A 25,266-nucleotide genomic window follows, 5' to 3' on the forward strand; every position below is an offset into this window, starting at 1 on the left:
GGGAGCGGGGCCGTCTCTCAGGAGACCGCGCCGCGCAGTTGGGCCACGTCGATCTGCTCGGTCTCGTCGTGCGCGGTGAGGTCGATGACCTTGCCGACGGCGCGGTTGTCGACGACTCCCGTGCGGTGGGCGGCGAGCGCCTCCTCGCCGACGACGTCCGCGAGGTCCTCGTTCTGCACGGACTCGATCGCGGCGTTCGCCTTCTGGGCGTTCTGGGTGCCGAAGAAGTCGAAGTTGCCCTGGGGGGCCAGGTGGCGGCGAGCGGTGGCGTACGGGACGACGGCCGAGGCGGCCGGGATCGCCCGCGGCACGCGCACCGGCGCGATGGCGGCAGGGGCCTTCGCGAGGGCCGAGGCGTTCGCGCTCCGGGCGTTCGCGAGGGGCGCGGTGCCGGCGTTCCCGGGGTTCGGAGCCGGGGTGTTCGTGTTCCGCCGGTCCGGGGCGGGCGGGGTGGTCGAGGGGCGGCCGTGCTGGTGGTCCAGGTGCTCGCCCGCCCCGGTGGCCGCCGCGTGCTTCCCCTCCGGGCTCTCCGCCTCCGCATCCCGGTGCCGGTCGACGGGCCGGCGCTGCCGGGCCGCCTCCACCGTGCGGCGCGTCTCCTGGAGCGCCGCGTTGCGCGTGAGGTTCATCAGGGCCTCGTCCGCGCGCCGGTACGACTCGGGGGTCGGCGTGGACCGCGCGGGCAGCAGCTCCTTGGGGGCCGCGGCCTCGATGGCGAGCTGCCTGCGGCCCTCCAGTGCGCTGGCCCGCTCGGTCTCGGCGTTGGCGTACCGGCGCAGCAGTCCGGCGTGCTCCCCGCGCAGCCCCGCGAGCTCGACACGCTTGCGGCGGAGCTTGGTCTCCAGACGGGTGCGCAGCTCGCGCGACTCCTCCAGGTCCTGCTCCAGCTCGGCTATCCGCTCCTCGGCCCGCCATTCGTCACTGGCGCGGGCCCGGGTCAGCTCGGCGACCCGCAGCCCCGCCGCCCGGTCCCAGCTGCGCATCAGATACGCACCGGTGACGGCGGCGGCCGCCACGGCGGCCACCAGACCGCGCAGGACCAGGGGTTCGGCCAGCAGCCAGGCGCCGGCGGCACCGACGACCGACACTCCCGCCACCACGGAGGGGGGCAGGATTCTGTGGAGGGGCGGCGAATGGCGGTGGCGTCCACGGGGCATGGCCTGAAATTTACCGTGTGTGCGGGCCACTTGGGGGGCCGCCCGGGAATCTGTTCCCCGCCGGTTACCTCACGGCCCCCCAAAAGCACGGTGCCCGACCCTTTTCGCCGAGAACGAGCGCTACTTCTTGATCAGATTCTTCGACTCCAGATACTCCTTGGCGACATCGGCCGGCTTGGCGCGCTCGGCGTCGACCTTCCGGTTCAGCTCGGCGAGGTCTTCCGTGGTGAGGGTGTCGGTGAGCTTTCCGAGCGCCGCGGCGATCTCCGGGTCGCCCGCGTCCTTGGTGTTCAGCACCGGCAGAACGTTGTCCGCGTTCTGGAGCTTCTTGTCGTCCTCCAGGAACACCAGCCCGTCCAGCACCGCGTCCGTGGTGGTCGTCAGGACCAGCTCGACCTTGCCGTCGCGGACGGCCTGCTTGGACTGCGGGGTACCGACGCCCTTGGGGTCGATCCCGGTGACGTCGATGCCGTACGTCTTCTTCAGACCGGGTGCGCAGAACGGCCGCACCTCGCACTCGTCGCCCGCCGCGATCTTCACCTTCAGCTTCGACTTCCCGAGATCGGAAAGGGTCGTGAGGCTGTTCTTCTCGGCGAATTCCTTCGAGACCGCGAAGGCGTTCTGGTCCACGGCCTTTCCGGGCGGGAGGACCGTGAGACCCAGCGGTTCGGCGAGCTTCTTCAGCGCGGCGACCGTGGCGTCCACGTCGCCCGAGGCCACCGGCTTCTCCTGGGCCTTGTCGGCCCCGTTGACCTTGGCGTTGAGGAACTCGGCGATCGTGGCGGCGTACTCCGGTATGACGTCGATCTCGCCCTTCTCCACCGAGGGCTCGTACAGCTCACGGTTCTTCACCGTGGTGACCGAGGTGCTGTACCCGGCGTCGCCGAGGAGATGGGCGTACAGCTCGGCGAGCACCTTGGACTCGGTGAACGCGGCCGACCCGACGACCAGGGAGCCCTTCTTGCCGTCGCCGCCGGCCGAGGAGCCGGAGCCGCCCTTCTCCTGCTCCAGGCTGTCGCCACCGCAGGCCGCGAGCGACCCGGCCAGCGCCACCATGCCGATGACCGCTCCGGCTATCCGCGAGGTCCTGCTCATGTGTGTTGTTCTCCGTCCGAACAAAGGGAAATGACCAGAAGAAAGCAAGTCGGAAAAAAGATGTGGGCTCACGCGGGCCTGCGGCGGCGCAACGGGGACAGCAGCCGGTCCAGACCCACCAGCACGCCCTCCACCACCAGGGCGAGGCCGGCGACCAGGACCGCACCCGCGAAGACCTGGGCGGTGTCGTAGGTGTTGAACCCGGCGGTGATGATCCGGCCGAGACCGCCGAGGCCGACCATCGCGGCGATCGACGCCGTGGCGACGACCTGGACGGCGGCGGACCGCAGCCCGGTCATGATCATCGGGTAGGCGAGCGGCAGCTCGACCCGGACGAAGAGCTGCCCGCCCGACATCCCCATGCCGCGCGCGGCCTCCACCACGGCCCGGTCCACCTCCCGCATGCCGACATAGGCGTTGGTCAGCAGCGGCGGCACCGCAAACAGGACCAGCGCGATGATGGTGGGCCAGTACCCCGAGTTGCGCAGGGGCGTGACCATGAAGAGGGCCAGCACCGCGAAGACCGGGATGGCCCGCCCCACGTTGGAGAGGTTGACCGCGAGCGCGCCCCCCTTGCCGATGTGCCCCAGATACAGGGCGAGCGGCAGGGCTATCGCGCAGGCCACCGCCAGGGCGACCCCGCTCACGTACAGATGCTCGCCGAGCCGGTGCGCGGCCCCGCCGTCCCCCGACCAGTTGGCCCCGGTGGTCAGCCAGGTCCAGGCTTCGCCGATGACTCCCACGGGTCAGCCCACCTCCGCCTTCGCCAGGGCGGGGGGTCCCGCGTCCGTCTTCGCCGGGACGGGACGCGACGCCCCGGATATCCGGGTCCACGGCGTCAGCAGCCGCTGGAGGCCGAGCAGCAGCAGGTCCGCCGCCACCGCGAGCAGCACGCACAGGACCGAGGCGGTGAGCACCTGGGCCTTGAAGAAGCTGGGCAGCGCGTCCTCGATGAGATTGCCGAGGCCCCCCTTGCCGACGAGCGAGCCGACCGTGGTCAGCGCGACCGTCGACACGGTGGCTATCCGCAGCCCCGCCATCACCGCGGGCAGCGCCAGCGGGAGCTCCACCTCCCACAGCAGCCGGCCCGGCCCGTACCCCATGCCGCGGGCGGCGTCCTTGGCCTCCAGCGGTACCGCTTCGAGCCCGGCCAGGATGTTGCGCACCAGGATGGTCAGCGAATAGAGCACGAGCCCCGTCACCACGAGCGCGGCCGACAGCCCGAACAGGGGCAGCAGCAACGAGAACATCGCCAGCGAGGGCACGGTGTAGAGCACGGTCGTCAGCCCGAGCACCGGTCCGGCGAACCGCCGGCCCCGGCGCGCGAGCAACGCCAGCGGAAAGGCGACCGCGAGCCCGATCAGCACCGAGACCACCGTGATCCCGATGTGCTGCACGGTCGCGTCGGTCAACTCCTGGCTGCGGGAGCGCAGGTACTCCCCGCAGATCCAGTCGTTCGCCGCCAGGCAGCTCTGCTCGGCCATCCGCCCCCACCTCCTGCTTTCCCTCGTCACGCCGGATGCCCCGGATCACCCGGATCGAACTGATGACTGACGAGCCTATCCTCGACCACTGACAATCGCGGAGGCTGTCGCATTCCGGCAACATGCCCTTCACAGAACGCCCTCCACAATGGGGAACCATGATCCGTTTCGAGCACGTCACCAAGCGGTACGCCGATGGCACCACCGCCGTCGACGACCTTTCCTTCGAGGTCGCCGAGGGTGAACTGGTCACGCTCGTCGGACCTTCCGGTTGCGGCAAGACGACCACCATGAAGATGGTGAACCGGCTGATCGAACCGACCGAGGGCGGGATATTCCTCGACGGGGACGACATATCCACCATCGACCCCGTCATACTGCGCCGCCGCATCGGCTATGTCATCCAGCAGGTCGGACTCTTCCCGCACAAGACGGTCCTGGAGAACACCGCGACCGTTCCCCATCTGCTGGGCTGGAAGCGCGGAAAGGGGCGCGAACGCGCCGCCGAACTCCTCGACCTCGTCGGACTCGACCCCTCCGTCTATGGTGACCGCTATCCGGAACAGCTTTCAGGCGGTCAGCGCCAACGCGTCGGCGTGGCCCGCGCATTGGCCGCCGATCCGCCCGTCCTCCTGATGGACGAGCCTTTCGGGGCGGTCGACCCGGTCGTCCGCGAACGGCTCCAGAACGAATTCCTGAAACTCCAGGCCCAGGTCCGCAAGACCGTGCTGTTCGTCACGCACGACATCGAGGAGGCCGTCCGCCTCGGCGACCGCATCGCCGTCTACGGACAGGGGCGCATCGAGCAGTTCGACTCCCCCGCCACCGTGCTCGGAGCCCCCGCGACCCCGTACGTGGCCGACTTCGTCGGCGCGGACCGCGGGCTCAAGCGGCTCTCGGTGACGCCCATCGAGGAGAGCGACCTCGACCAGCCACCGGTCGTCCACCTCGACGACCCGCTGGCCGCGGCCACCGCGCGGCTCCGGTCCGAGGGCGCGCGCTGGGCGGTCGTCCTGGACGGCCGGGACAACCTCCACGGCTGGATCCCCGCCGACGCGACGGCCGGTGCGAGCAAGGCCGCCGACGCGACCGCAGGCGCCAAGGGCGCGGCGAAGGGCACCGTCCGCGAGCACGCCCGCCGGATGGAGGCGTGGCTTCCGCTCGGCGCGCCCCTGAAGCAGGCCTTCGCCACCATGCTCCAGCACGACGCGGGCTGGATCGCGGTCATCGACAAGGAGAGCGAGGGCCGCTTCCTCGGGGTGCTGACCCCCGCCCGGCTGCACGAGGCCCTGCGCCGCTCGATCGACGCGGACGCCCAGGACGTACCGCGCGCCGAGGTCGCCGTGGAGACGGTGACGAGCATCGCGACCACCAGCTAGACGGCCGGGGCCCGGTCCTCCGCCCGGGCGGCCGGGGCTCAGTCCTCGCCGAGCCGGGCGCTCAGCCCTTCCAGGGCGGGCGGGATCTCCCGCCGCCAGGTCGTGACGTCGTGCCCGCCGCCGTCGAGCACGACGGACGACACCTTCGCGGGCGCCTTCACGTCGGCGGGGCGAGCCGCGGCCGGAGCCGTACCCGTGGCGGCGAACAGCGCGACGGCCGGCGCCGCCACGACCGCCAGAACTGCGGTGCTGGTGAGACCCATGAGGCGTGTTCTCTCCGTGATTCCGTGCAGGGAGACCGGGCGACCGGATGCGGGAAATTTCCGGAATATGGGTGAACCCGCGCTCCCCGACCCTCGTCCTAGAGGGCGCACATCGTCCGCAGGGCCCCGGCCCGCGGACGGACGAACGAGAATCTCTCGCGAAGCCACGGGAAACGATGTCTGTCACGCCAGATGGGGATAAGCCGGTGTCGGTTCCGGGGCGCGTCCGCCGGTTGCTCCACGGGCCTCGCCCCGAATCCGTACCGGCTCTCGTCGGAACCGCCTGCACCGTCGTCGGGCTGATCGACGTCGCCTCCGGAGTCTTCCCCCGCTTCCGGCACAGCCGGATGCACACCCTCGCCGAGGTGCTCCCCGGGGCGCTCGGCCCGTTCGCCGCCGCGCTCGCGCTGAGCGCGGGCATGCTGCTGCTCCTGCTCGCCCACGGGCTGAAGCGGCACAAACGGCGGGCCTGGCGGGCCGCGGTGATCCTGCTGCCCGTGGGGGCCGTGGCCCAGTTCGCGTACCGCCACTCGATCGTCGGGGTGCTCGTCCCGCTCGCGCTCTGCTGGCTGCTGGTGCGCCACCGGGACCAGTTCCGGGCACTGCCCGACCCGCGCAGCCGCTGGCGCGCGCTCGCCAACTTCGTGCTGCTCGGGGCCGGTTCGCTGGGGCTCGGGCTGATCATCGTCAGCGTCCACCCCGGCCGGGTCGTCGGCGACCCGTCCATCGCCGACCGCCTCCAGCACGTGCTGTACGGCCTGTTCGGCGTCGAGGGCCCCGTCGACTACACCGGGCGGACCGACGGGACGGTGGCCTACTCGCTGGGCGCGCTCGGCCTGTTGACCGCCGTCACCACCATCTACCTCGCCTTCCGCCCCGAACACCCGGCGGCCCGCCTCACCGACGACGACGAGAGCCGGCTGCGGGAGCTGCTGGAGCGGCACGGCGGGCGGGACTCGCTCGGCCACTTCGCGCTCCGCCGCGACAAGGGCGTCGTCTTCTCCCCCAGCGGCAAGGCCGCCGTCTGCTACCGGGTCGTCTCCGGGGTGATGCTGGCCGGCGGCGACCCCATCGGCGACGTGGAGGCCTGGCCCGGCGCGATCGAGCGCTTCATGGACGAGGCGCAGGCGCACTCCTGGACCCCCGCCGTGATGGGCTGCAGTGAGACCGGCGGCCAGGTCTGGACCCGCGAGACCGGACTCACCGCCCTGGAGCTGGGCGACGAGGCGGTGGTGGACGTGGCGGATTTCTCCCTCGCCGGACGCGCCATGCGCAACGTGCGCCAGATGGTCAAGCGCATCGAGCGGGGCGGCTACGAGACCCGGGTCCGGCGGGCACGTGACATCGGCGACACCGAGCTGGACCGCATCCGGCGGGCCGCGGCCGACTGGCGCGGCACCGACACCGAACGCGGCTTCTCCATGGCGCTGGGCCGGATCGGCGACCCGGCCGACGGCGACTGCGTGATCGCCACCGCCCACCTGCCCGGCTCCGGTACGCAGGACTCCCCGCACGGCGACCTCAAGGCGGTCCTCCACTTCGTACCGTGGGGCCGTGACGGGATGTCCCTGGAGCTGATGCGCCGCGACCGCTCGGCCGACCCCGGCATGAACGAGCTGCTGATCGTCGCCTCCCTCCAGGCCGCCGAGAAGCTCGGCGTCGCCCGGGTCTCGCTGAACTTCGCGATGTTCCGCTCGGCCCTGGCCCGGGGCGAGCGGCTCGGCGCGGGCCCGGTGCTGCGCTGCTGGCGCGGACTGCTGATCTTCCTCTCCCGCTGGTTCCAGATCGAGTCGCTGTACAAGTTCAACGCGAAGTTCGGGCCCCGCTGGGAACCCCGCTTCGTGGTCTTCCGCACCAGCCGCGACCTGCCCCGCATCGGCATCGCCGCGATGCGGGCGGAGGGCTTCGTGAACCTCTCGCCGCCCCGCCCGTTCCGGCCCCGCACGCCCCGCCCGTGCGGTCACACCGTGCGTCCGCACGCGGAGCACGAGGTGAGCGCGGCGTAACGGCGTCGTACGGGGCCACGGCAGGTCCTAGTCTGGTCGTATGAGTACGTCACGCACGCGGGGCACGGTCCGAGGGCTGCCGGAGTGGGACCGCTGCGCGGTCATGGGGGTCGTCAACGTGACGCCCGACTCCTTCTCCGACGGCGGCCGCTGGTTCGACACCACGGCGGCGGTCAAACACGGCCTGCACCTGGTGGCCGAGGGCGCCGACCTGGTCGACGTGGGCGGTGAGTCGACCCGCCCGGGCGCCAGCCGGGTCGACGAGGCCGAGGAGCTGCGCCGGGTCGTCCCGGTCGTCAGGGGACTGGCCTCCGAGGGCGTCACCGTCTCCGTGGACACCATGCGCGCCCGCGTCGCCGAGCAGGCCGTCGCCGCCGGGGCCGCCCTGGTCAACGACGTCAGCGGCGGCCTCGCCGACCCGGACATGATCCGGGCCGTCGCCGCCGCCGAGGTGCCGTTCGTCGTGATGCACTGGCGCGGCTTCAGCGAGTCGATGAACAGCCGCGCGGTGTACGCGGACGTCGTCGCCGAGGTCCTCGACGAGCTGCGGCAGCGGATGGACGCGGTGATCGCGGGCGGGGTCGCCCCCGAGCGCGTCGTGATCGACCCCGGCCTCGGCTTCGCGAAGGACGCCGCCCACGACCTGGCGCTCGTCGCGCACCTGGCCGAGCTGCATGCGCTGGGCCGCCCGCTGCTGGTGGCCGCCTCCCGCAAACGTTTCCTCGGCCACGTCCTGGCCGGTCCGGGCGCCTCCCCGCCGCCCGCCCGCGAACGCGACGCCGCCACCGCCGCCGTCTCCGCGCTCTCCGCGCAGTCCGGCGCCTGGGCGGTCCGGGTCCACGAGGTGCGGGCCACCGCCGACGCGGTCCGCGTCGCCCGCGCGGTCGAGGGAGCCGCGTGAACGAGGAGCACGCACAGGCCGCCGCCGACATCGCGGAGGTCGAGGCCGCCAACACCGCCTTCTACGAGGCGCTGGAGCGCGGCGACTACGAGGAGCTCTCCGACCGCTGGCTGCCCGGCGAGGACCTCACCGTCTCCTGCGTCCACCCCGGCTGGCCGGTGCTCACGGGCCGGGGCGAGGTGCTGCGCAGTTACGCCCTGATCATGGCGAACACCGAGTACATCCAGTTCTTCCTGACCGACGTCAACATCGCGATGACCGGCGACACCGCGCTCGTCACCTGCACCGAGAACATCCTCAGCGGCGGGCCGGCCGAGGAGGGCAACGCGCTGGGCCCCCTGGTGGGGCAGCTGGTCGTCGCCACGAACGTGTTCCGGCGCACCCCGGACGGCTGGAAACTCTGGTCCCACCACGGGTCACCCGTCCTGACGGATTCCGACGAGGACGACGACGAGGAAACCCCCTCCTGAGGAGGAAACACCCTCCCGAGTGGGTACGGGACCGATAGGGATTGAACCGATCACCGAGGGGTATGGGCGGCTACCAGCCCGGTGAGGCGCTGTCCATGGCCCCCACGGGCGAGCACTGTCTGTGCTCGCAGGTAGATTCGAAAGAAGGCACCTCGCCGCCCGCACGCGGCCGGGTGCCTCTCGACCAACGACAGCAGGAGTGATTCGCGTGGATCGTGTCGCGCTGCGCGGCCTCAAGGCCCGTGGGCACCACGGCGTCTTCCCCCGGGAACGGGAAGAGGGCCAGACCTTCATCGTCGACCTGGTGCTCGGCCTCGACACCCGCCCCGCGGCAGCCGCCGACGACCTGGCCCGCACCGTGCACTACGGCGTGGTGGCCGAGGAGGTCGTCGACGTGGTGACCGGTGAACCGGTCGATCTGATCGAGACGCTCGCCGAGCGCATCGCCCAGCAGTGCCTGAAGCACGAAGGCGTCCAGGAGGTCGAGGTCGTGGTGCACAAGCCGGATGCGCCGATCACCGTCCCCTTCGACGACGTGACCATCACCATCACCCGGAGCCGAGCATGACTGCATTTTCGACCGAGGGGCAGAGCGACCCGACCGTACAGCCGGTTCCGACCGCCGTCGTCCGGCAGGTGGACGCCGCCGACGTCACGCTCTCCAACCCCAAGATGGCCGTGATCTCCCTCGGCTCCAACCTGGGCAACCGCCTGGAGACCCTTCAGGGGGCCGTCGACGCCCTGGAGGACACCCCGGGTCTGCGGGTCAAGGCCGTCTCGCCGGTGTACGAGACGGAGCCCTGGGGCGTCGAGGCGGATTCCCAGCCGTCGTACTTCAACGCGGTCATCCTCGTGAAGACGACGCTGCCCCCCGCCTCCCTGCTGGAGCGCGGCCAGGCCGTCGAGGAGGCCTTCGACCGGGTCCGCGAGGAGCGCTGGGGCCCGCGCACCATCGACGTCGACATCGTGTCGTACGCCGACGTCCTCTCCGACGACCCGGTGCTCACGCTCCCCCACCCGCGCGCCCACGAGCGGGCCTTCGTCCTCGCCCCCTGGCACGACGTGGACCCCGAGGCCCAGCTGCCCGGCGCCGGAGCGGTGGCCCAGCTCCTCGCGGAGGTCGGCCGCGACAGCGTCCTGCCGCGCGCCGACCTGGAACTGCGCCTGCCGGAGTAATCGTTAGGCTCGACGGACGGTGGTCCGGCGCACGGCCGGACCGGGCACAGGCGGCGCGAAGGGCGGCTCACTCGGTGAAGCAACTACGGCTCGGGGTACTGGCGGGCCTCTTCGCCGCCGCCGGCGTCCTCTCCTGGGGCGGGGCCCGCCTCTGGGACTCCTTCGGCACCCTGCCCAGCGTCCCGCTGGCCGCGTCGATCGTGCTCGCGGTGATCGCGGCGATCCTCCTCGCGACCGCCCTCTCCACCCGCAACCGCCTCCGCGCCCAACGCGAACGCCGCCCCGGCGCCAAGGGCGTCGAGCCCCTGTTCGCGGCCCGCGCGGTCGTCTTCGGCCAGGCGAGCGCCCTGGTCGCGGCCCTGGTCGCCGGCATGTACGGCGGCACCGGCGTCTTCCTCCTGAGCTACCTCGACATCCCGCCCCGACGCGACCAGGCCATCTACGCGGGCGCGGCGGTGATCGCCGGCATCGGCGTCATCGCGGCCGCCCTCTTCCTGGAACGCGTCTGCCGCCTCCCGGAGGACGGCAACGACCACGACGGCACGGGCACGGCTGCGGCGTAACGCACGACGGGGGCCGGCGACCCGACCCACGAGTCACCGCCCCGGTCACGCCGCCGCGCGGACCAGATGCCCGTTGACCAGGAACGCGGGATGCGGCCGCAGCCGGTATCCGTAGAGGGTGAACGGCTTGCCGGGCGCGGGGCGGGGCCGCACGGACTCGACGGTCACCCAGCTGGACTCCACGGGATCGGCGTCGTGATGCTCCGGCCGGAACGTGCCGCGTGCCGCCCAGCGGTCCACCAGGATCAGGTGAGACGCGAGGCCCTTCCTCGCGGGGGTGAACCGCGCACCGATGATCTCGGCAAGATCGACGAGGAACGGCACGTTGGCGCTGACCAGGGTCCGGCCGGCCCAGCGCTTGGCACGGCACCCGTCGCCGTCCGCGTATCCGTCGAGGAAACCGTCGAAGACCTCGCGGTCCCGCAGCACGACCCGGGGAAACGCCTGCCTCATGTGGTGCGCGTCGCCGCCGGCGTACTGGCGCAGGGCATCGGCGAGGTAGGAGGACACCACTCGGACCCGGAAGCCCGGAATCTCCCGGCCCAGGTAGCCGGAGGGTCGCGTCACGGGCTGGAGCCGGGCCGCCAGGCCCGTCGCCTCGGTGAGGCTGCGCGCGTACCGGGTGGCGAACGCCTCGTCGTTCACGACGAGTGAGACGTAGTTCTTGCCCACCGTGCCGTCCGCACAGGTGGCCCCCACGAAATAGCCGAACGCGTATCCCATGCGGAACGTGAGCCGTTCGCGGCAGAGCTTGCGCGCGTGGGTCCACGCGATGGTTCTGCCCGTCGCGTCCTCGGGGCGGATCCAACCGTCCGGTGTGGCCAGCAGAAGGTCCCCGGAGACCGTGAAAGCCGCATGACTCGTGACGACCTCCACGGCCGCTCTCGCCTTGACGGCCGTCACGTCCGTGACAGTCGTCTCTGCCGCACGGGACCCGTCCAGCGTCCACAGCCTGGTGCCGACGGCGACCTCCCGGGCCTGGAGACGCCCGCCCACCGCGTTCACGGTCTGCTTGCTCGGTAACCCATCGCTCATGCGCCGCTCCTCGGCCTGTTCACCAGCACAGGTCGAGGAGCGTATCGGGCACCACTGACAAAGCGGGCTAGCGCGCCAAAATGAGGCTCATCGCCTCGGCGCGGGTCGAGGCATCGCGGAGCTGGCCTCGTACGGCCGACGTCGTGGTCTTCGCCCCGGGCTTGCGGATGCCCCGCACCGACATGCACATGTGTTCGGCCTCGATCACCACGATCGCGCCCCTCGCCTCCAGGATCCGCATGAGCGAGTCCGCCACCTGCGTCGTGAGACGTTCCTGCACCTGGGGCCTGCGGGCGAAGACATCGACGAGGCGGGCCAGCTTCGACAGGCCGGTGATCTTGCCGGAGTCGGCCGGTATGTAGCCGACGTGTGCGACTCCGTGGAAGGGCAGGAGGTGGTGTTCGCACAGCGACATGATCTCGATGTCCTTCACCAGGACCATCTCGTCGTGCCCGAGATCGAAGGTCGTGGTGAGCACGTCCTCGGGTTCCTGCCGCAGACCGGCGAGAATTTCCTTGTACGCCCGCGCCACCCGCCCCGGCGTCTCCCGCAGACCCTCGCGGTCAGGGTCCTCGCCGACGGCGATCAGCAGTTCGCGTACGGCCGCCTCGGCCCGCTTCTCGTCGAATTCGCCGATCGAACCCTGGCCGTCCAACGTCACCGGGTCGGTCATCTGTGCCTCGTTCCTCTGTGCTGCCCCGTGCGCGGATCGCACGTGGACATCGCAGGCATACGGAAAAGCCGCGCCCCCACAGGCTAAAACCTGGGGGGCGCGGCATCCATTCCGGGACCGGATCGGCCCCCGTGACGGGGGTCTCACCGGAGCGGTCCGGGACTAGCTCTCGGGACGGTCCTCGGGGATCGCCTCCGTGGAGGGGGCGATGTCCTTGGTCAGGTCCTTCGGGGCGATCTCCGGCGGGGTGGCCGAACCGTTGGCGACCGAGGCGCCGTTGGTGAGGGCCAGTTCCTTGGGAGAGAGGACCGGGGGCCGCGTCGACGGGGTGCGTCGGGCGGATCCGGTCCAGGCCGGGCGGGCGGGGCGCCGGACGAGCGGGGCGAAGATCTCGGCGATCTCGTCCTTGCCCAGCGTCTCCTTCTCCAGCAGTTCGAGCACCAGGGCGTCGAGGATGTCGCGGTTCTCGACGAGGATCTCCCACGCGTCGTTGTGGGCGGTCTCGATGAGCTTCTTGACCTCCTCGTCGACCAGGGCCGCGACCTCTTCCGAGTAATCGCGCTGGTGGCCCATCTCTCGGCCCAGGAAGGGCTCCGAGTTGTCGCCGCCGAACTTGATCGCGCCGAGGCGCTCCGTCATGCCGTACTGCGTGACCATCGCGCGGGCCGTTGCCGTGGCCTTCTCGATGTCGTTCGCGGCACCGGTGGTCGGGTCGTGGAAGACCAGCTCCTCGGCCGCACGCCCGCCCAGCATGTACGCCAGCTGGTCGAGCATCTCGTTGCGGGTCGTGGAGTACTTGTCCTCCTCCGGGAGCACCATCGTGTAACCGAGGGCGCGGCCGCGGGAGAGGATCGTGATCTTGTGGACCGGGTCCGACTGGGGGGAGGCCGCCGCGACCAGGGCGTGTCCGCCCTCGTGGTACGCGGTGATCTTCTTTTCCTTCTCGGACATGATCCGGGTCCGCTTCTGCGGACCCGCCACGACGCGGTCGATCGCCTCGTCGAGGCTCTCGTTGTCGATGAGCTTCTTGTTGCTGCGCGCCGTCAGGAGCGCGGCCTCGTTGAGCACGTTCGACAGGTCGGCGCCGGTGAAGCCGGGCGTGCGCCGGGCGACGGCGCCGAGGTCGACGCCCTCCGCCACGGGCTTGCCCTTCTGGTGCACCTTGAGGATCTCCAGGCGGCCCTGCATGTCCGGGCGGTCGACCGCGATCTGCCGGTCGAAGCGTCCCGGGCGCAGCAGCGCCGGGTCGAGGATGTCCGGGCGGTTCGTGGCGGCGATCAGGATGACGCCGCCCTTCACGTCGAACCCGTCCATCTCGACGAGCAGCTGGTTGAGCGTCTGCTCGCGCTCGTCGTGACCGCCGCCCATGCCGGCGCCGCGATGGCGGCCGACGGCGTCGATCTCGTCGACGAAGACGATCGCCGGGGCGTTCGCCTTGGCCTGCTCGAAGAGGTCACGCACTCGGGAGGCGCCGACGCCGACGAACATCTCGACGAAGTCGGAACCGGAGATCGAGTAGAACGGCACGCCCGCTTCGCCGGCGACGGCGCGTGCGAGCAGCGTCTTGCCCGTACCGGGCGGCCCGTAGAGCAGGACGCCCTTGGGGATCTTGGCGCCGACGGCCTGGAACTTCGCCGGCTCCTGGAGGAACTCCTTGATCTCGTGGAGTTCTTCGACCGCCTCGTCGGATCCCGCCACATCGGCGAAGGTCGTCTTGGGGGTGTCCTTGGTGATCAGCTTGGCCTTGGACTTGCCGAACTGCATGACCTTGGAACCGCCGCCCTGCATCTGATTCATCAGAAACAGGAAGACGACCACGATGAGGACGAAGGGCAGCAGCGAGAGGAGGATCGAGACGAACGGGGACTGCTTCGACGGCGAGACGGTGTAACCCTTCTCGATGTCACCCGCCTCGAACTTCGTCTGCAGCGTGTCGGCGAGCTCGACGCCCTGGTTGCCGATATAGCTCGCCTGGAACTTGCTGCCGGACTCGCCTTCGAGCTTCTGGCCGTCCTTCAGTTCGATCTTGAGGATTTGTTCGTCACCGGTGGTCAGCTTGGCCTGCTCCACCTGGTCCTTGCTGATCGCCTGGATCACCTTGCCGGTGTCCACCGTCTTGTAGCCGCCCGACGAGCCGACGACCTGCATCAACACGACCACGGCGAGGACGGCCAGCACGATCCACATGACCGGCCCACGGAAGTATCGCTTCACGTCCATCCATACGGAGCGAAGTCGCCCCGTCCCTCCTGCCCGTAGGTAAATGCTGCTGTGAGAAAAGACTGTTCTTCGGACGGTACCCCAGCATCGTCACCCGCGACTGCGGGGTACGGCGGAGAAACCTGCTTTCGAAGCTTCAACGGCCCGAAGGCAGTGAGGGTTCCCCGACGGGTCGGCCGGGGTCAGCCGCCGTAGACGTGCGGGGCCAGCGTGCCGACGAAGGGCAGGTTGCGGTACTTCTCCGCGTAGTCCAGCCCGTAGCCGACGACGAACTCGTTGGGGATGTCGAAACCGATCCACTTCACATCGATCGCGACCTTTGCGGCATCCGGCTTGCGCAGCAGGGTGCAGACCTCCAGCGAGGCCGGCTCCCGGGAGCCCAGGTTGGACAGCAGCCAGGACAGCGTCAGTCCGGAGTCGATGATGTCCTCGACGATCAGGACGTGCTTGCCCTTGATGTCGGTGTCGAGGTCCTTGAGGATCCGCACGACGCCGGAGGACTGGGTGCCCGCTCCGTACGAGGAGACGGCCATCCAGTCCATCGTGACGGGGGTGGACAGCGCGCGCGCCAGGTCCGCCATGACCATCACCGCGCCCTTGAGGACGCCGACGATGAGCAGGTCCTTGCCCGCGTACTCCGCGTCGATCTTCGCGGCCAGCTCGACGAGCTTCGCGTCGATCTCTTCCTTGGTGAGGAGCACCGACTGAAGGTCGGTACCCATGTCCTTCTCGTTCACCCACGTCTCTTTCTGTGCTGCCGACGCCCTGGCCCGCCGGTCCGGGTCAGCCCCGGGCCGGCGGCGGTTCGCCTGCACTTCAGCCGCTCGCGCGTCAGCTCTGCCGAATGACCAGTCTGCCACCCTGCCGCAGCGCCTCGACGCGGCCGGGCAGGTTGATGGCCCGCTGGCCGCGCCAGCCGGTGATCAGGCGGTCGACTTCTTCGAGGTGCCGGGCGAAGAGGGAGCCGGCGGGCGAGCCCGCCTCGATGAGTGCGCGGCGCAGCACCCGGCGGCGTACCGCGGGCGGCAGGGCGTAGAGCCCCGCGCACTCCAGGCGGCCGGTCTCGTCGCGTACGGACAGCTCGGCCTCGGCGGCCCAGGTGTCCAGGGCGTCGGCGTCGTCGCGGGAGAGCTGGGCGGTGCGGGCGAGTGCCTCGACGACGCCTTTGCCGAGCGCCTTCTCCAGGGCGGGCAGGCCTTCGTGGCGGAGCCGGGAGCGGGTGTAGGCGGGGTCGATGTTGTGCGGGTCGTCCCAGACGGGGATCGACTGGACCAGGCAGGCCTTGCGGGCGGTCTGCCGGTCGAGCTGGAGGAAGGGGCGGCGGTAGCGGCCGGCCGGTCCGGAGGCGGCGGCCATGCCGGAGAGCGAGCGGATGCCGGAGCCGCGGGCGAGGCCGAGGAGGACCGTCTCGGCCTGGTCGTCGCGGGTGTGGCCGAGCAGGACGGCGGCGGCGCCGTGGCGTTCGGCGGCGGCGTCCAGCGCGGCGTAGCGGGCGTCGCGGGCGGCGGCCTCGGGGCCGCCCTCGCGTCCGACGTGCACGGCGACGGCCTCGACGGGGTCGAGGTCCATGGCGGTGAGCCGGGTGGCGACCTCGGCGGCGCGGAGGCCGGAGCCCGGCTGGAGGTTGTGGTCGACGGTGATGCCGCCGGCCCGGACGCCGAGCTTGCGGGCCTCGAACGCGAGGGCGGAGGCGAGCGCCATGGAGTCGGCGCCGCCGGAGCAGGCGACGAGGACGAGCGGGGTGTCGGGCCGTTCGGGGAGAGTCGTACGGGGGCTGCCCGCGGCGCCGGCCTCGGCGTAGCGGGAGCGGGCGGCGTGCGCGGGGCGCATGGCCGCTTCGGCGGGCCGGTCGTGGCCGGCGTTCCGCTGGAATTCGGTGATGACGTCGTGGAGTACGCGGCGGACCGCCAGGCGTATCGCCGCGACCGCAGGATGGGGACCCATGTCCGGTGCCCTTCGTGGAGTTCGGGAGGAGCGTCGAGCGCCGGAACGCGTGAGTCCCGTCACTCAGAGTGCGTCGATGGTGACAGAGTCAAGCTGTTCATCGAGCATTGCACGCCTTCCCGTGCCTCCATGGTCCCTCGGATGGGTGATTGGGGGGCCAATATCGGTCCCCCGGGAGTATCCGGACGGTCTGATGGTCAGGATTCGGCCTTACGGTGCACGCGCGCGACCCAGTCGGCGGGCTTGGCGATCTCGGCCTTGGTCGGGAGGGTGTTGGGCGAGGTCCAGACGCGGTTGAAGCCGTCCATGCCGACCTCGTCGACGACCGATCGAACGAACTTCTCGCCGTCCTTGTACTGCCGGAGCTTGGCGTCGAGGCCGAGGAGCTTGCGCAGGGCCTGGTCGAGGCGGCCGGCGCCCTGGGCGCGGCGCTGCTGGAACTTCTCGCGGATCTCGGAGACGGAGCCGACGACGTCGGGGCCCACGCCGTCCATGACGTAGTCCGCGTGCCCTTCGAGGAGGGACATGACGGCGGTGAGGCGGCCGAGGACCTCGCGCTGGGCGGGGGTCTGGACGATGTCGACGAGGCTGCGGTTGTCGCTCTCGCCCTGTTCGCCCTCGGGGCGGCCGGCGCCGGAGAGGGACTGGGCGGCCTCGCGGAGGCGTTCCAGGAAGGTCATCGGGTCGACGTCGGTCTCGTCGAGGAACGTCTGGATCTCGCCCTGGAGGTGGTCGCGGAGCCAGGGCACGCCGGTGAACTGGGTGCGGTGGGTCTCCTCGTGGAGGGCGACCCAGAGCCGGAAGTCGTGCGGTTCGACGTCCAGCTCGCGTTCGACGTGGACGATGTTGGGGGCGACGAGGAGGAGGCGGCCGCCGCCGTTCGCGGAGGCGGGCAGCTCCCTGGTGGCGGGGGCGAACGTCTCGTACTGGCCGAGCACCCGGGAGGCGAGGAACGAGAGCAGCATGCCCAGCTCGACGCCGGTGACCTTGCCGCCGACCGCGCCGAGGACGGCGCCGCCGGGTCCGCCGGTGCGGCGGCTCTCCATCTTGGTGAGCAGCGGCTTCAGCAGTTCGCGGAAGCCGGCGACGTTGGCCTTGATCCAGCCGGGCCGGTCGACGACGAGGACGGGGGTGTCCTCGGGTTCGGTCCCCTCGGGGATCATCCGGGTGAAGAGCCGGACGTGCTCCTCGGAGGCCTTGGCGTGCCGCCGGAGCTCCGCGACGACGGCGCGGGCCTCCTCGCGGCTGATGTCGGGCCCAGGCCGTACGAGCCGGGTCGCGGTCGCCACCGCGAGATTCCAGTCGACCATCTGGGCACCACCGATGCTCGTCATGCGTCAACCGTACGTGAGCTTGTCGTCCCTTGGTGGGGTCTTGCAGGGCTCTTCGGGTACGGGGGTCTCCTCAGCCGCCCGATCCGGCGAGGGCGGTGGCCAGGGCGTCGAGGGCGGGTTCGGCCTCGGTCGCGGAGAGGCTGCCGGAGGCGAGGAAGGCGAAGGCGAGCAGCCGGCCCTGCCGGTCGACGACGGTTCCGGCGAGGGAGTTGACGCCCAGAAGGGTGCCGGTCTTGGCGCGGACCAGACCGGTGCCTTGGGCGTCCTGCGCGTAACGGCCGCCGAGGGTGCCGCTGAAGCCGGCGATGGGAAGGCCGGTGAGGGCCGGGCGGAGTCCGGGGCGGTCGGGGTCGGCGGCGCGGGCGAGGAGGGCGGTGAGGAGGGCGGGCGTGACGCGGTCGGCGCGGTCCAGGCCGCTGCCGTCGGCGAAGTGGGCGCCGGCGACCGGGACCTCGATCTTCTTCAGTTCGTTGGTGACGGCGCGGCGGGCTCCGGCGAAGGAGGCGCTCTCGCCCTTGGCGATGGCGGTCTGCCGGGCGAGGGCTTCGGCGATGTCGTTGTCGCTGTTGGTGAGGGTGCGCTCGACGAGGGCGGAGAGCGGGGCCGAGCGGTGGGTGGCGACGGTGCGGGCGTCGTCGGCCGCGCGGGCCTCGCGGGGGGCGCCGGTGACCTTGACGCCCGCCTTTTTCAGGGCCTGGGCGAAGGCGCGGGCGGCGTCGCCCGCCGGGTCGTCGGTACGGGGCGCGTGGCCGCGGTCCGTGTCGTTGAGGCGGCCCTCGTCGACCATCAGAGCGGTGACGGGCGCGATGTTGTCGTTGGGGCTGATCGGGTGGAGCACCGGGCCGGTGTAGCGGGAGATGTCGTAGGCGAGGCGGACCGGGCCTGCCGCGTCCGGGGCGTCCTCGTCGTCCTCGCGCAGGGCCTTCGCGGCGTCGGCGGCCATCGAGCGCAGGGCCGCCTTGCTGAGGGTGGGGTCGCCGCCGCCGACGAGGGTGAGGGTGCGGGAGTCGGGGGACAGCGCGGCGGTGGTGGCGATGCGGTGGTCGGGGCCGAGGACGGAGAGCGCCGCGACGGTGGTGGCGATCTTGATGGTGGAGGCCGGGGTCATCGGAGCGGTGGCGCCCCTCCCGTACAGCTGCTTGCCGGTGGCGGTGTCGATGACGGACGCGGCGACCTTGTTCCCGAGTTCGGGCGCGCCGATGAGCGGGGCGAGGGCGTCGCGGAGCCCGGCGGGGTCCTGGGGTGCGTCCTGGGTGGTGGTGCCGAGGGCGGGCAGGACGGCCGGGGCGCTGGGGGCCGGGCGGGGACCGTCGGGTGTGGTGCGTCCGTGATGTGCGCCACCTGTGCGGTCGCCGGCGGCTGCCAGCGCCCGCTCGGCCTTACGCTGACCGTTGTCCCAGGGGCCGGCGGCGAGGACGGCGCCGGCGGCGACGACCAGGCCGAGCGTTGCGGAGCCTGCGATCACCTGCCAGGTGGAGGACCCGTTGCGCTTCTTCGTCAGGATCTTCGGCCCGCCCCATGGGTCCGAGGGGCGCATCGACGGTTCTTCCACCTGCTCGGCCACCGCTGACCAGCCCCTTTCGCGAGCACTCTTCTGCGTGGGGGACACTTAACCACCAGTCGTATGTGTTGATCATGGAGGAGCCACCCGTGGAGTTCGACGTCACCATCGAGATCCCGAAGGGTTCGCGGAACAAGTACGAGGTGGACCACGAGACCGGTCGGATCCGCCTGGACCGTCGACTCTTCACCTCGACCAGCTACCCGGCCGACTACGGCTTCGTCGAGAACACCCTCGGCGAGGACGGCGACCCGCTGGACGCGCTGGTCATCCTGGATGAGCCGACCTTCCCGGGTTGCCTCATCAAGTGCCGCGCCATCGGTATGTTCCGGATGACCGACGAGGCGGGCGGCGACGACAAGCTGCTCTGCGTCCCGGCGTCCGACCCGCGCGTGGAGCACCTGCGCGACATCCACCACGTGTCGGAGTTCGACCGCCTGGAGATCCAGCACTTCTTCGAGGTCTACAAGGACCTGGAGCCGGGCAAGTCCGTCGAGGGCGCCGACTGGGTCGGCCGTACCGAGGCGGAGGCCGAGATCGAGGCCTCCTACAAGCGCCTTGAGGCGCAGGGCGGCGCGCACTGACGTCCCTCTTCCGGTTCCGTTTGTGAGCCGGACGGCCGTCTTCGAACGGGCGGTACACCTTCGCGGGTGTGCCGCCCGTTGCGCTGTCGTGACGTCCGCGCGTGCGGGGCCCATGCCGGTGGCCATACTGGGCACACGTGCGACGGGGCACCCCCAGTGACGTGCAGTCGAGGAGGAACGAGGTCGAGTGGTGGCGGAATCGGGCGGTCCTGAGGACCAGAAGCCCCAGTCCGACGAGGCGCGGAGTGCTTTCGCTCCGCCCGCGGGGACGATGCAGCCGGTCTCGCCGCCCGAGGAGGACCATCCGACGTCGGAGTTCGCGCTGCCGACCGGAGTGCACTCCGATGCGAGTGGTCCGGCGGGTTCCGGCTCCTCCTCCGGGGGCGGTTCGAGCTCCGACACGCTGAGTTCCGCTTTCACCCCGCCGAGCACGTACAACGCCCAGCAGTCGCCGCCCGCGTTCACCCCGGCGCAGGGCATTCCGATGGTCAAGCTGACCAAGGAGGCGCCCTGGCAGGACCGGATGCGCACGATGCTGCGGATGCCGGTGACCGAGCGTCCGGCGGCGGAGTCGAGCCAGCGCACCGACGACGAGACGGGTCCCGCGGTGCCGCGCGTGCTCGACCTGACGCTGCGTATCGGGGAGCTGCTGCTGGCGGGCGGCGAGGGGGCCGAGGACGTCGAGGCGGCGATGTTCGCGGTGACCCGGTCCTACGGTCTCGACCGCAGCGAGCCGACGGTGACGTTCACGCTGCTGTCGATCTCGCACCAGCCGTCGCTGGTGGACGACCCGGTGACGGCGAGCCGTACCGTACGTCGCCGGGGCACCGACTACACCCGGCTGGCGGCCGTGTTCCGGCTGGTCGACGACATCACGAGCACGGACGCCGAGGTGTCGCTGGAGGAGGCCTACCGGCGGCTGGCGGAGATCCGCCGTAACCGTCACCCGTACCCGGGCTGGGTGCTGACGGCGGCCGCCGGGCTGCTGGCGGGTTCGGCCTCGGTGCTGGTCGGCGGTGGGTTCCTGGTGTTCGTCGTGGCGGCGGCGGGTGCGATGCTCGGCGACCGGCTGGCGTGGCTGTGCGCCGGGCGCGGGCTGCCGGAGTTCTACCAGTTCACGGTGGCCGCGATGCCGCCCGCCGCGATGGGGGTGGCGCTGACGCTGACCCATTCGACGGACGTCCGCCCGTCCGCGGTGATCACCGGTGGGCTGTTCGCGCTGCTGCCGGGGCGGGCGCTGGTGGCGGGGGTGCAGGACGGGCTGACCGGCTACTACATCACCGCGTCCGCCCGCCTGCTGGAGGTCATGTACTTCTTCATCGGGATCGTCGCGGGTGTGCTGATCGTCCTGTACCTGGGGCTGCAGCTGGGGGCCCAGCTCAATCCCGAGGCCCGGTTCACCCCGTACGACGAGCCGGTGATCCAGATCCTGGCGTCGATGGCGCTGAGTCTGGCCTTCGCCGTGCTGCTCCAACAGGAGCGGTCGACCGTGCTGGCGGTCACCCTGAACGGCGGCGTGGCCTGGATCATCTTCGGGGCGCTGGCGCGGACCGGGGGCATCTCGCCGGTCGCCGCGACGGCGGTGGCGGCCGGTCTGGTGGGGCTGTTCGGCCAGCTGTTCTCGCGCTACCGGTTCACCTCGTCGCTGCCGTACATCACGGCGGCGATCGGCCCGCTGCTGCCCGGTTCGGCGACGTACTTCGGTCTGCTGGGCGTGGCGCAGAACGAGCTTGACACGGGGCTCGCGTCGCTGTCGACGGCGGTCGCGACGGCGCTGGCGATCGCGATCGGGGTGAATCTCGGGAGCGAGATCTCGCGGTTGTTCATGGGGCTGCCGGGGGCGGTCGGCGGGGCGAGCCGCCGGGCGGCGAAGCGGACCCGGGGGTTCTGAGCCCGCGCGGCTCCCGAGGCCGTACGACGGAAGGCGCCCCTCGCCGGATCTGCCGGGGAGGGGCGCCTTCCGTGTGTACGTGCGCGGCGCGCGGTCAGCGCTTGGCGTGCCGGCCGCGCTGGCCGGTGGAGGGGCCGTTGCCGCCCGCCGGGGGGCGGCCGGTGCCGTCGCCCGCCTCGGCCGCGGCGGCCTTCTTGCCCTGGCTGCGGGCCCGCAGCACCTCGATCACGATCGGCACCACGGAGATGAGCACGATCAGGATGAGGATCATCTCGATGTGCTCGTGCACGAAGTCGATCTTGCCGAGCATCGCGCCGAGCACGGTGACGCCGACGCCCCAGAGGATCGCGCCGACGATGTTGTACGTGATGAAGGAGCGGTAGTTCATCCGGCTGACGCCCGCGATGATCGGCGTGAAGGTGCGCACGATGGGCACGAAGCGCGCCAGGACCAGGGACTTCGGGCCGTGCTTCTCGAAGAACTCGTGGGCCTTCTCCACGTTCTCCTGCTTGAAGAGGCGGGAGTCGGGGCGCTTGAAGAGGGCCGGGCCGACCTTGCGGCCGAAGAGATAGCCCACCTGGTCGCCGACGATCGCGGCGACGGCGACCAGCGTGCAGACCAGCCAGAGGGGGTACTTCAGCTGTCCCGTGGTCACCAGCAGACCCGTGGTGAACAGCAGCGAGTCGCCGGGCAGGAAGAACCCGATCAGGAGGCCGGACTCGGCGAAGACGATGAGGAGCAGGCCGGGGAGCCCGAACGTGTTGAGCAGATAGTCCGGGTCCAGCCAGCTCGGTCCGAGCGCAAGCGTATTCAAGGGTCCGGGCTCCAGGATGAGGGGTGCGATGGCGGCTCTGTGGACGCCCAAGCTATCAACGCCCGATGCGCGCCCGAGGTTCCAGTGGCGTACAGCGGGAATGCGCATCCTACGAAGCGGCCCGAAGCTGATCACAGGAGGTGCCACAAACATGGGCATTGAGGAATTCGGCGGCGGCCAGACGGCCCAGGCGGACGTGCTGGTCGTCACGACGAACGACGTACCCGGCTATCAGGTGACCCAGGTCATCGGCGAGGTCTTCGGGCTGACGGTGCGGTCCCGTCACCTCGGCAGCCAGATCGGCGCCGGGCTGAAGTCGATGATCGGCGGCGAGCTGAGGGGGCTGACCAAGACGCTGGTCGAGACCCGTAACCAGGCGATGGAGCGGCTCGTGGAGCAGGCGCGGGCCCGGGGCGCCAACGCGGTCCTGATGATGCGCTTCGACGTGACCGAGGCGGCGGACGTCGGTACGGAGGTCTGCGCGTACGGCACGGCGGCGGTGATCAGCAAGGTGTGACGCGGCGTCGCCGGGGCGACCGTTGAGGCGGTATATCCGTTTTGTCGCCCTAGGGTGAGCCGGTGGCCCCCGAATCCCCCGCGTCCCCGCCGGCTCACCCGCGTCCCCCCGCCGCCCCGGCCCGGCGGCTCCTGCCCCTCGTCCTGCCCGCGATCGTCGTCGGCGTCGTCTGCGCGCTGATCCTGCTCGGGGTGAGCCTGCTGGCCGAGCGGCTCCAGGACGTGCTCTGGGAGACCCTGCCCGACACGCTCGGGGTGGGGCGGTTCTCCTCGCTGTGGATGGTCGTGACGCTCACCGCGACCGGCCTCGCGGTGGGGCTCGTCCTGCGGGCCGTGCCCGGTCACGGCGGGCCCGATCCGGCCACCACCGGTCTGGTCGACGCCCCGATGCGGCCCGGCATCGTGCCGGGGCTGCTCCTGGTGACCGTGCTGGCGCTGGCGGGCGGGGTGAGCCTGGGGCCGGAGAACCCGATCACCGCGGCCAACATCGCGCTGGCCTTCTGGCTCGGCCGACGGTTCGCGCCCGGCGCCCCGGGCGAGCTGTGGGTGGGGCTCGCGGCGGCCGGGACGATCGGGGCCCTCTTCGGCACCCCGGTCGCCGCCGCGCTGATCCTCTCCGAGGTACTGGCGTCGCAGCCGGGCCCCGGGGCCTTCTGGGACCGGCTGTTCGCCCCGCTCGCGGCCGGCACGGCGGGGGCGCTGACCATGTCGCTGATCGCGGAGCCCAGCTTCGACCTCGCCCTCCCCGCGTACGCCGGAGCGCACTGGGGCGATCTGCTCTCCGCCCTGCTGATCGCGTCGGCGGGCGCGCTCCTCGGGCTGCTCGCGGTGTACGCGTTCCCGGTGGCGCACCGGGTCTTCACGGCGCTGCGGCATCCGGTGCTCGCGCTGACGGTGGGCGGTCTGGTGCTGGGGCTGCTCGGCGCGCTGGGCGGCCATCTCACCCTGTTCAAGGGGCTCGACGAGGTGAAGGTGCTGGCCGGGGACCCGGACGGGTGGTCGGCCGGGGAGTTCGCCGGGATGGCGGTGGTGAAGATGGCCGCCCTCGTGATCGCGGCGGCCTGCGGCTTCCGGGGCGGCCGGATCTTCCCGGCGGTCTTCGCGGGGGTGTCGCTCGGGCTCTGCGCCCATGCGCTGGTCGACGCGGTCCCGCCGTCGCTCGCGGTGTCCTGTGCGGTGCTGGGCGTACTGCTCGCCGTCACCCGGCAGGGCTGGGTGAGCCTGTTCACCGCGGCGGTGCTGGTCAGCGACGCGTCCGTGCTGCCCCTGCTGTGCGCGGCGACCCTGCCCGCCTGGCTGCTGGTCACCGGGCGGGCCCAGATGCAACTGGACGGGGACGGGAAGTCGCTGCGGTGAGCCCGCTGCATACGAAGTCGTCGCGGTGAGCGGGCCGCGTGCGAAGTCGCTCCGGTGAGCGGGCCGCGTGCGCGGTCACGGAGAAGGCCCCGTCCGGCGCGCCGGACGGGCTGAACCTCCGTATCGTCTGCTGCGTGCGCTTTCGCACCGCTTTGTCCTGAAGTCTTGCCCCGAAGCTTTGTCCTGAAGCTGTTCCGACGGAGGTCCCCTCATGCCCACGCCCGTGAACGTCGCCGTCGTCTACTACTCCTCCACCGGCACCGTCGCCACGATCGCGAAGGCGATGGCCGAGGACGCGGAGCGCGCCGGAGCGCGGGTGCGGCTGCGCCGGGCGGCGGAGCTGGCTCCGCAGGCGGCCATCGACGCCAATCCGGCGTGGGCCGAGAACGTGGCCGCGACCGCGGACATCCCCGAGGTCTCGCCGGACGACATGGCGTGGGCGGACGCGGTGATCTTCGGTTCGCCCACCCGCTACGGGAACGTCACCGCCCAGCTGAAGCAGTTCATCGACACGCTCGGTGGCATGTGGCAGGCGGGGCAGCTCGCCGACAAGGTCTACAGCGGCTTCACCTCCAGCGCCACCGCCCATGGCGGCCAGGAGTCCACGCTGCTCGCGCTGTACAACACGATCCATCACTTCGGCGGGATTCTCGTCACCCCCGGGTACACCGACCCCACGAAGTTCGTGGACGGCAATCCGTACGGCACCTCCCATGTCGCCGGGCAGGGCGACATCCCGGTCGGCGAGCAGACCCTGACCGCCGCACGCGTCCAGGCCGAGCGGGTCGTGAAGTTCACCCGGGCCATCAAGGCGGGCCTGGCCGCCGAGAACTGACCCCGCACA

General features: G+C 71.3%; 24 protein-coding genes and 1 pseudogene. 12 read left to right on the forward strand and 13 right to left on the reverse strand.

The genetic code is table 11. The annotated features are described in order from the left end of the window. Positions 1 to 17: 17 nt before the first annotated feature. The 4 genes from ACFWRV_RS22915 to ACFWRV_RS22930 form a co-directional block, all read right to left on the reverse strand. Positions 18 to 1,157: a hypothetical protein gene (locus ACFWRV_RS22915; RefSeq protein ID WP_384337386.1), complete on the reverse strand. Its 1,140-nt coding sequence runs from the start codon at positions 1,155 to 1,157 to the stop codon at positions 18 to 20. Between the two features lie 120 nt (positions 1,158 to 1,277). After that, positions 1,278 to 2,252 (reverse strand): ABC transporter substrate-binding protein, encoded by a 975-nt coding sequence (locus ACFWRV_RS22920; protein WP_384337388.1) that lies wholly within the window; start codon positions 2,250 to 2,252, stop codon positions 1,278 to 1,280. Positions 2,253 to 2,320: 68 nt separating this feature from the next. After that, positions 2,321 to 2,995, reverse strand: coding sequence for an ABC transporter permease (locus tag ACFWRV_RS22925; RefSeq protein ID WP_384337390.1), 675 nt, complete (start codon positions 2,993 to 2,995; stop codon positions 2,321 to 2,323). 3 nt (positions 2,996 to 2,998) lie between these two features. Further along, positions 2,999 to 3,736, reverse strand: a complete 738-nt coding sequence (locus ACFWRV_RS22930; RefSeq protein WP_384337392.1) for an ABC transporter permease — start codon at positions 3,734 to 3,736, stop codon at positions 2,999 to 3,001. Between the two features lie 158 nt (positions 3,737 to 3,894). Between ACFWRV_RS22930 and ACFWRV_RS22935 the strand changes: the two genes are divergently transcribed. Continuing rightward, a complete protein-coding gene (locus ACFWRV_RS22935; RefSeq protein WP_384337394.1) occupies positions 3,895 to 5,115 on the forward strand; it encodes an ABC transporter ATP-binding protein in 1,221 nt (406 codons plus the stop codon). Positions 5,116 to 5,153: 38 nt separating this feature from the next. Here the strand turns inward: ACFWRV_RS22935 and ACFWRV_RS22940 are convergent. Beyond that, a pseudogene (locus tag ACFWRV_RS22940) lies at positions 5,154 to 5,276 on the reverse strand (esterase); the annotation flags it as partial. A 278-nt stretch (positions 5,277 to 5,554) separates the two neighbouring features. On the opposite strand from ACFWRV_RS22940, the gene ACFWRV_RS22945 reads away from it, so the two are divergent. From ACFWRV_RS22945 to ACFWRV_RS22970, 6 genes are all read left to right on the forward strand, one after another. Next, on the forward strand, positions 5,555 to 7,384 hold the full coding sequence (locus ACFWRV_RS22945) for a phosphatidylglycerol lysyltransferase domain-containing protein (protein ID WP_384337396.1): 1,830 nt from the start codon (positions 5,555 to 5,557) through the stop codon (positions 7,382 to 7,384). 103 nt (positions 7,385 to 7,487) lie between these two features. Then, positions 7,488 to 8,285: a dihydropteroate synthase gene (gene folP / locus ACFWRV_RS22950; protein WP_384337456.1), complete on the forward strand. Its 798-nt coding sequence runs from the start codon at positions 7,488 to 7,490 to the stop codon at positions 8,283 to 8,285. After that, entirely contained in the window at positions 8,282 to 8,755 is a 474-nt protein-coding gene (locus ACFWRV_RS22955; protein ID WP_384337398.1) for a nuclear transport factor 2 family protein, read from the forward strand. Before folP ends, ACFWRV_RS22955 begins: the two co-directional genes overlap by 4 nt. A gap of 208 nt (positions 8,756 to 8,963) precedes the next feature. After that, a complete protein-coding gene (gene folB / locus ACFWRV_RS22960) occupies positions 8,964 to 9,323 on the forward strand; it encodes a dihydroneopterin aldolase (protein ID WP_010063731.1) in 360 nt (119 codons plus the stop codon). Beyond that, entirely contained in the window at positions 9,320 to 9,931 is a 612-nt protein-coding gene (gene folK / locus ACFWRV_RS22965) for a 2-amino-4-hydroxy-6-hydroxymethyldihydropteridine diphosphokinase (protein WP_384337400.1), read from the forward strand. The genes folB and folK overlap by 4 nt, the downstream gene beginning before the upstream one ends. A gap of 74 nt (positions 9,932 to 10,005) precedes the next feature. Next, on the forward strand, positions 10,006 to 10,494 hold the full coding sequence (locus ACFWRV_RS22970) for a DUF3180 domain-containing protein (protein ID WP_384337402.1): 489 nt from the start codon (positions 10,006 to 10,008) through the stop codon (positions 10,492 to 10,494). A 45-nt stretch (positions 10,495 to 10,539) separates the two neighbouring features. Here the strand turns inward: ACFWRV_RS22970 and ACFWRV_RS22975 are convergent, their stop codons facing one another. The 7 genes from ACFWRV_RS22975 to dacB form a co-directional block, all read right to left on the reverse strand. Continuing rightward, a complete protein-coding gene (locus tag ACFWRV_RS22975) occupies positions 10,540 to 11,529 on the reverse strand; it encodes a hypothetical protein (protein ID WP_384337404.1) in 990 nt (329 codons plus the stop codon). A gap of 67 nt (positions 11,530 to 11,596) precedes the next feature. Continuing rightward, positions 11,597 to 12,202, reverse strand: a complete 606-nt coding sequence (folE, locus tag ACFWRV_RS22980) for a GTP cyclohydrolase I FolE (protein ID WP_007456833.1) — start codon at positions 12,200 to 12,202, stop codon at positions 11,597 to 11,599. A gap of 162 nt (positions 12,203 to 12,364) precedes the next feature. Then, positions 12,365 to 14,422, reverse strand: a complete 2,058-nt coding sequence (ftsH, locus tag ACFWRV_RS22985; protein ID WP_384337406.1) for an ATP-dependent zinc metalloprotease FtsH — start codon at positions 14,420 to 14,422, stop codon at positions 12,365 to 12,367. A gap of 182 nt (positions 14,423 to 14,604) precedes the next feature. Continuing rightward, positions 14,605 to 15,144 carry a hypoxanthine phosphoribosyltransferase gene (hpt, locus tag ACFWRV_RS22990; RefSeq protein ID WP_003968263.1) on the reverse strand — a complete coding sequence of 180 codons (540 nt, stop codon included), beginning with the start codon at positions 15,142 to 15,144 and terminating at the stop codon, positions 14,605 to 14,607. A gap of 109 nt (positions 15,145 to 15,253) precedes the next feature. Next, complete coding sequence (gene tilS, locus ACFWRV_RS22995; RefSeq protein WP_384337408.1) at positions 15,254 to 16,366, reverse strand: tRNA lysidine(34) synthetase TilS; 1,113 nt, start codon at positions 16,364 to 16,366, stop codon at positions 15,254 to 15,256. A gap of 197 nt (positions 16,367 to 16,563) precedes the next feature. Continuing rightward, positions 16,564 to 17,700: a zinc-dependent metalloprotease gene (locus ACFWRV_RS23000; RefSeq protein WP_384337410.1), complete on the reverse strand. Its 1,137-nt coding sequence runs from the start codon at positions 17,698 to 17,700 to the stop codon at positions 16,564 to 16,566. Positions 17,701 to 17,770: 70 nt separating this feature from the next. Next, on the reverse strand, positions 17,771 to 19,264 hold the full coding sequence (gene dacB, locus ACFWRV_RS23005; protein WP_384337412.1) for a D-alanyl-D-alanine carboxypeptidase/D-alanyl-D-alanine-endopeptidase: 1,494 nt from the start codon (positions 19,262 to 19,264) through the stop codon (positions 17,771 to 17,773). 86 nt (positions 19,265 to 19,350) lie between these two features. Here dacB and ACFWRV_RS23010 point away from each other — a divergent pair, with 86 nt between their 5' ends. Both ACFWRV_RS23010 and ACFWRV_RS23015 read left to right on the forward strand, forming a co-directional pair. Next, complete coding sequence (locus ACFWRV_RS23010; RefSeq protein WP_018959738.1) at positions 19,351 to 19,845, forward strand: inorganic diphosphatase; 495 nt, start codon at positions 19,351 to 19,353, stop codon at positions 19,843 to 19,845. 187 nt (positions 19,846 to 20,032) lie between these two features. Next, positions 20,033 to 21,736 (forward strand): threonine/serine exporter ThrE family protein, encoded by a 1,704-nt coding sequence (locus tag ACFWRV_RS23015; RefSeq protein ID WP_384337414.1) that lies wholly within the window; start codon positions 20,033 to 20,035, stop codon positions 21,734 to 21,736. Positions 21,737 to 21,830: 94 nt separating this feature from the next. On the opposite strand, the gene ACFWRV_RS23020 is transcribed toward ACFWRV_RS23015, so the two are convergent. After that, positions 21,831 to 22,550 (reverse strand): DedA family protein, encoded by a 720-nt coding sequence (locus ACFWRV_RS23020; protein WP_384337416.1) that lies wholly within the window; start codon positions 22,548 to 22,550, stop codon positions 21,831 to 21,833. 151 nt (positions 22,551 to 22,701) lie between these two features. Here ACFWRV_RS23020 and ACFWRV_RS23025 point away from each other — a divergent pair, with 151 nt between their 5' ends. The 3 genes from ACFWRV_RS23025 to wrbA all read left to right on the forward strand — a co-directional run bounded on the left by ACFWRV_RS23025 (position 22,702) and on the right by wrbA (position 25,257). After that, entirely contained in the window at positions 22,702 to 23,067 is a 366-nt protein-coding gene (locus ACFWRV_RS23025) for a YbjQ family protein (protein ID WP_010063720.1), read from the forward strand. Between the two features lie 62 nt (positions 23,068 to 23,129). Further along, entirely contained in the window at positions 23,130 to 24,422 is a 1,293-nt protein-coding gene (locus tag ACFWRV_RS23030; RefSeq protein WP_384337418.1) for an ion channel protein, read from the forward strand. Positions 24,423 to 24,633: 211 nt separating this feature from the next. Further along, positions 24,634 to 25,257 carry an NAD(P)H:quinone oxidoreductase gene (wrbA, locus tag ACFWRV_RS23035; RefSeq protein ID WP_384337420.1) on the forward strand — a complete coding sequence of 208 codons (624 nt, stop codon included), beginning with the start codon at positions 24,634 to 24,636 and terminating at the stop codon, positions 25,255 to 25,257. Positions 25,258 to 25,266 lie beyond the last annotated feature (9 nt).

The sequence above is a fragment of the Streptomyces sp. NPDC058576 genome (assembly GCF_042718715.1).
Classification (GTDB): Bacteria; Actinomycetota; Actinomycetes; order Streptomycetales; family Streptomycetaceae; genus Streptomyces.

Excerpts from the sequence above, each read along its gene's own strand:
- ACFWRV_RS22920 (WP_384337388.1), bottom strand. The coding sequence starts at position 2,252 with ATGAGCAGGACCTCGCGGATAGCCGGAGCGGTCATCGGCATGGTGGCG.
- ACFWRV_RS22945 (WP_384337396.1), top strand. The coding sequence starts at position 5,555 with ATGTCTGTCACGCCAGATGGGGATAAGCCGGTGTCGGTTCCGGGGCGC.
- ACFWRV_RS22915 (WP_384337386.1), bottom strand. The coding sequence starts at position 1,157 with ATGCCCCGTGGACGCCACCGCCATTCGCCGCCCCTCCACAGAATCCTG.
- ACFWRV_RS23025 (WP_010063720.1), top strand. The coding sequence starts at position 22,702 with ATGGGCATTGAGGAATTCGGCGGCGGCCAGACGGCCCAGGCGGACGTG.
- ACFWRV_RS22930 (WP_384337392.1), bottom strand. The coding sequence starts at position 3,736 with ATGGCCGAGCAGAGCTGCCTGGCGGCGAACGACTGGATCTGCGGGGAG.
- ACFWRV_RS23000 (WP_384337410.1), bottom strand. The coding sequence starts at position 17,700 with ATGACGAGCATCGGTGGTGCCCAGATGGTCGACTGGAATCTCGCGGTG.
- ftsH (WP_384337406.1), bottom strand. The coding sequence starts at position 14,422 with ATGGACGTGAAGCGATACTTCCGTGGGCCGGTCATGTGGATCGTGCTG.
- ACFWRV_RS22975 (WP_384337404.1), bottom strand. The coding sequence starts at position 11,529 with ATGAGCGATGGGTTACCGAGCAAGCAGACCGTGAACGCGGTGGGCGGG.
- ACFWRV_RS22935 (WP_384337394.1), top strand. The coding sequence starts at position 3,895 with ATGATCCGTTTCGAGCACGTCACCAAGCGGTACGCCGATGGCACCACC.
- wrbA (WP_384337420.1), top strand. The coding sequence starts at position 24,634 with ATGCCCACGCCCGTGAACGTCGCCGTCGTCTACTACTCCTCCACCGGC.
- tilS (WP_384337408.1), bottom strand. The coding sequence starts at position 16,366 with ATGGGTCCCCATCCTGCGGTCGCGGCGATACGCCTGGCGGTCCGCCGC.
- hpt (WP_003968263.1), bottom strand. The coding sequence starts at position 15,144 with ATGGGTACCGACCTTCAGTCGGTGCTCCTCACCAAGGAAGAGATCGAC.
- folE (WP_007456833.1), bottom strand. The coding sequence starts at position 12,202 with ATGACCGACCCGGTGACGTTGGACGGCCAGGGTTCGATCGGCGAATTC.
- folK (WP_384337400.1), top strand. The coding sequence starts at position 9,320 with ATGACTGCATTTTCGACCGAGGGGCAGAGCGACCCGACCGTACAGCCG.
- folP (WP_384337456.1), top strand. The coding sequence starts at position 7,488 with ATGGGGGTCGTCAACGTGACGCCCGACTCCTTCTCCGACGGCGGCCGC.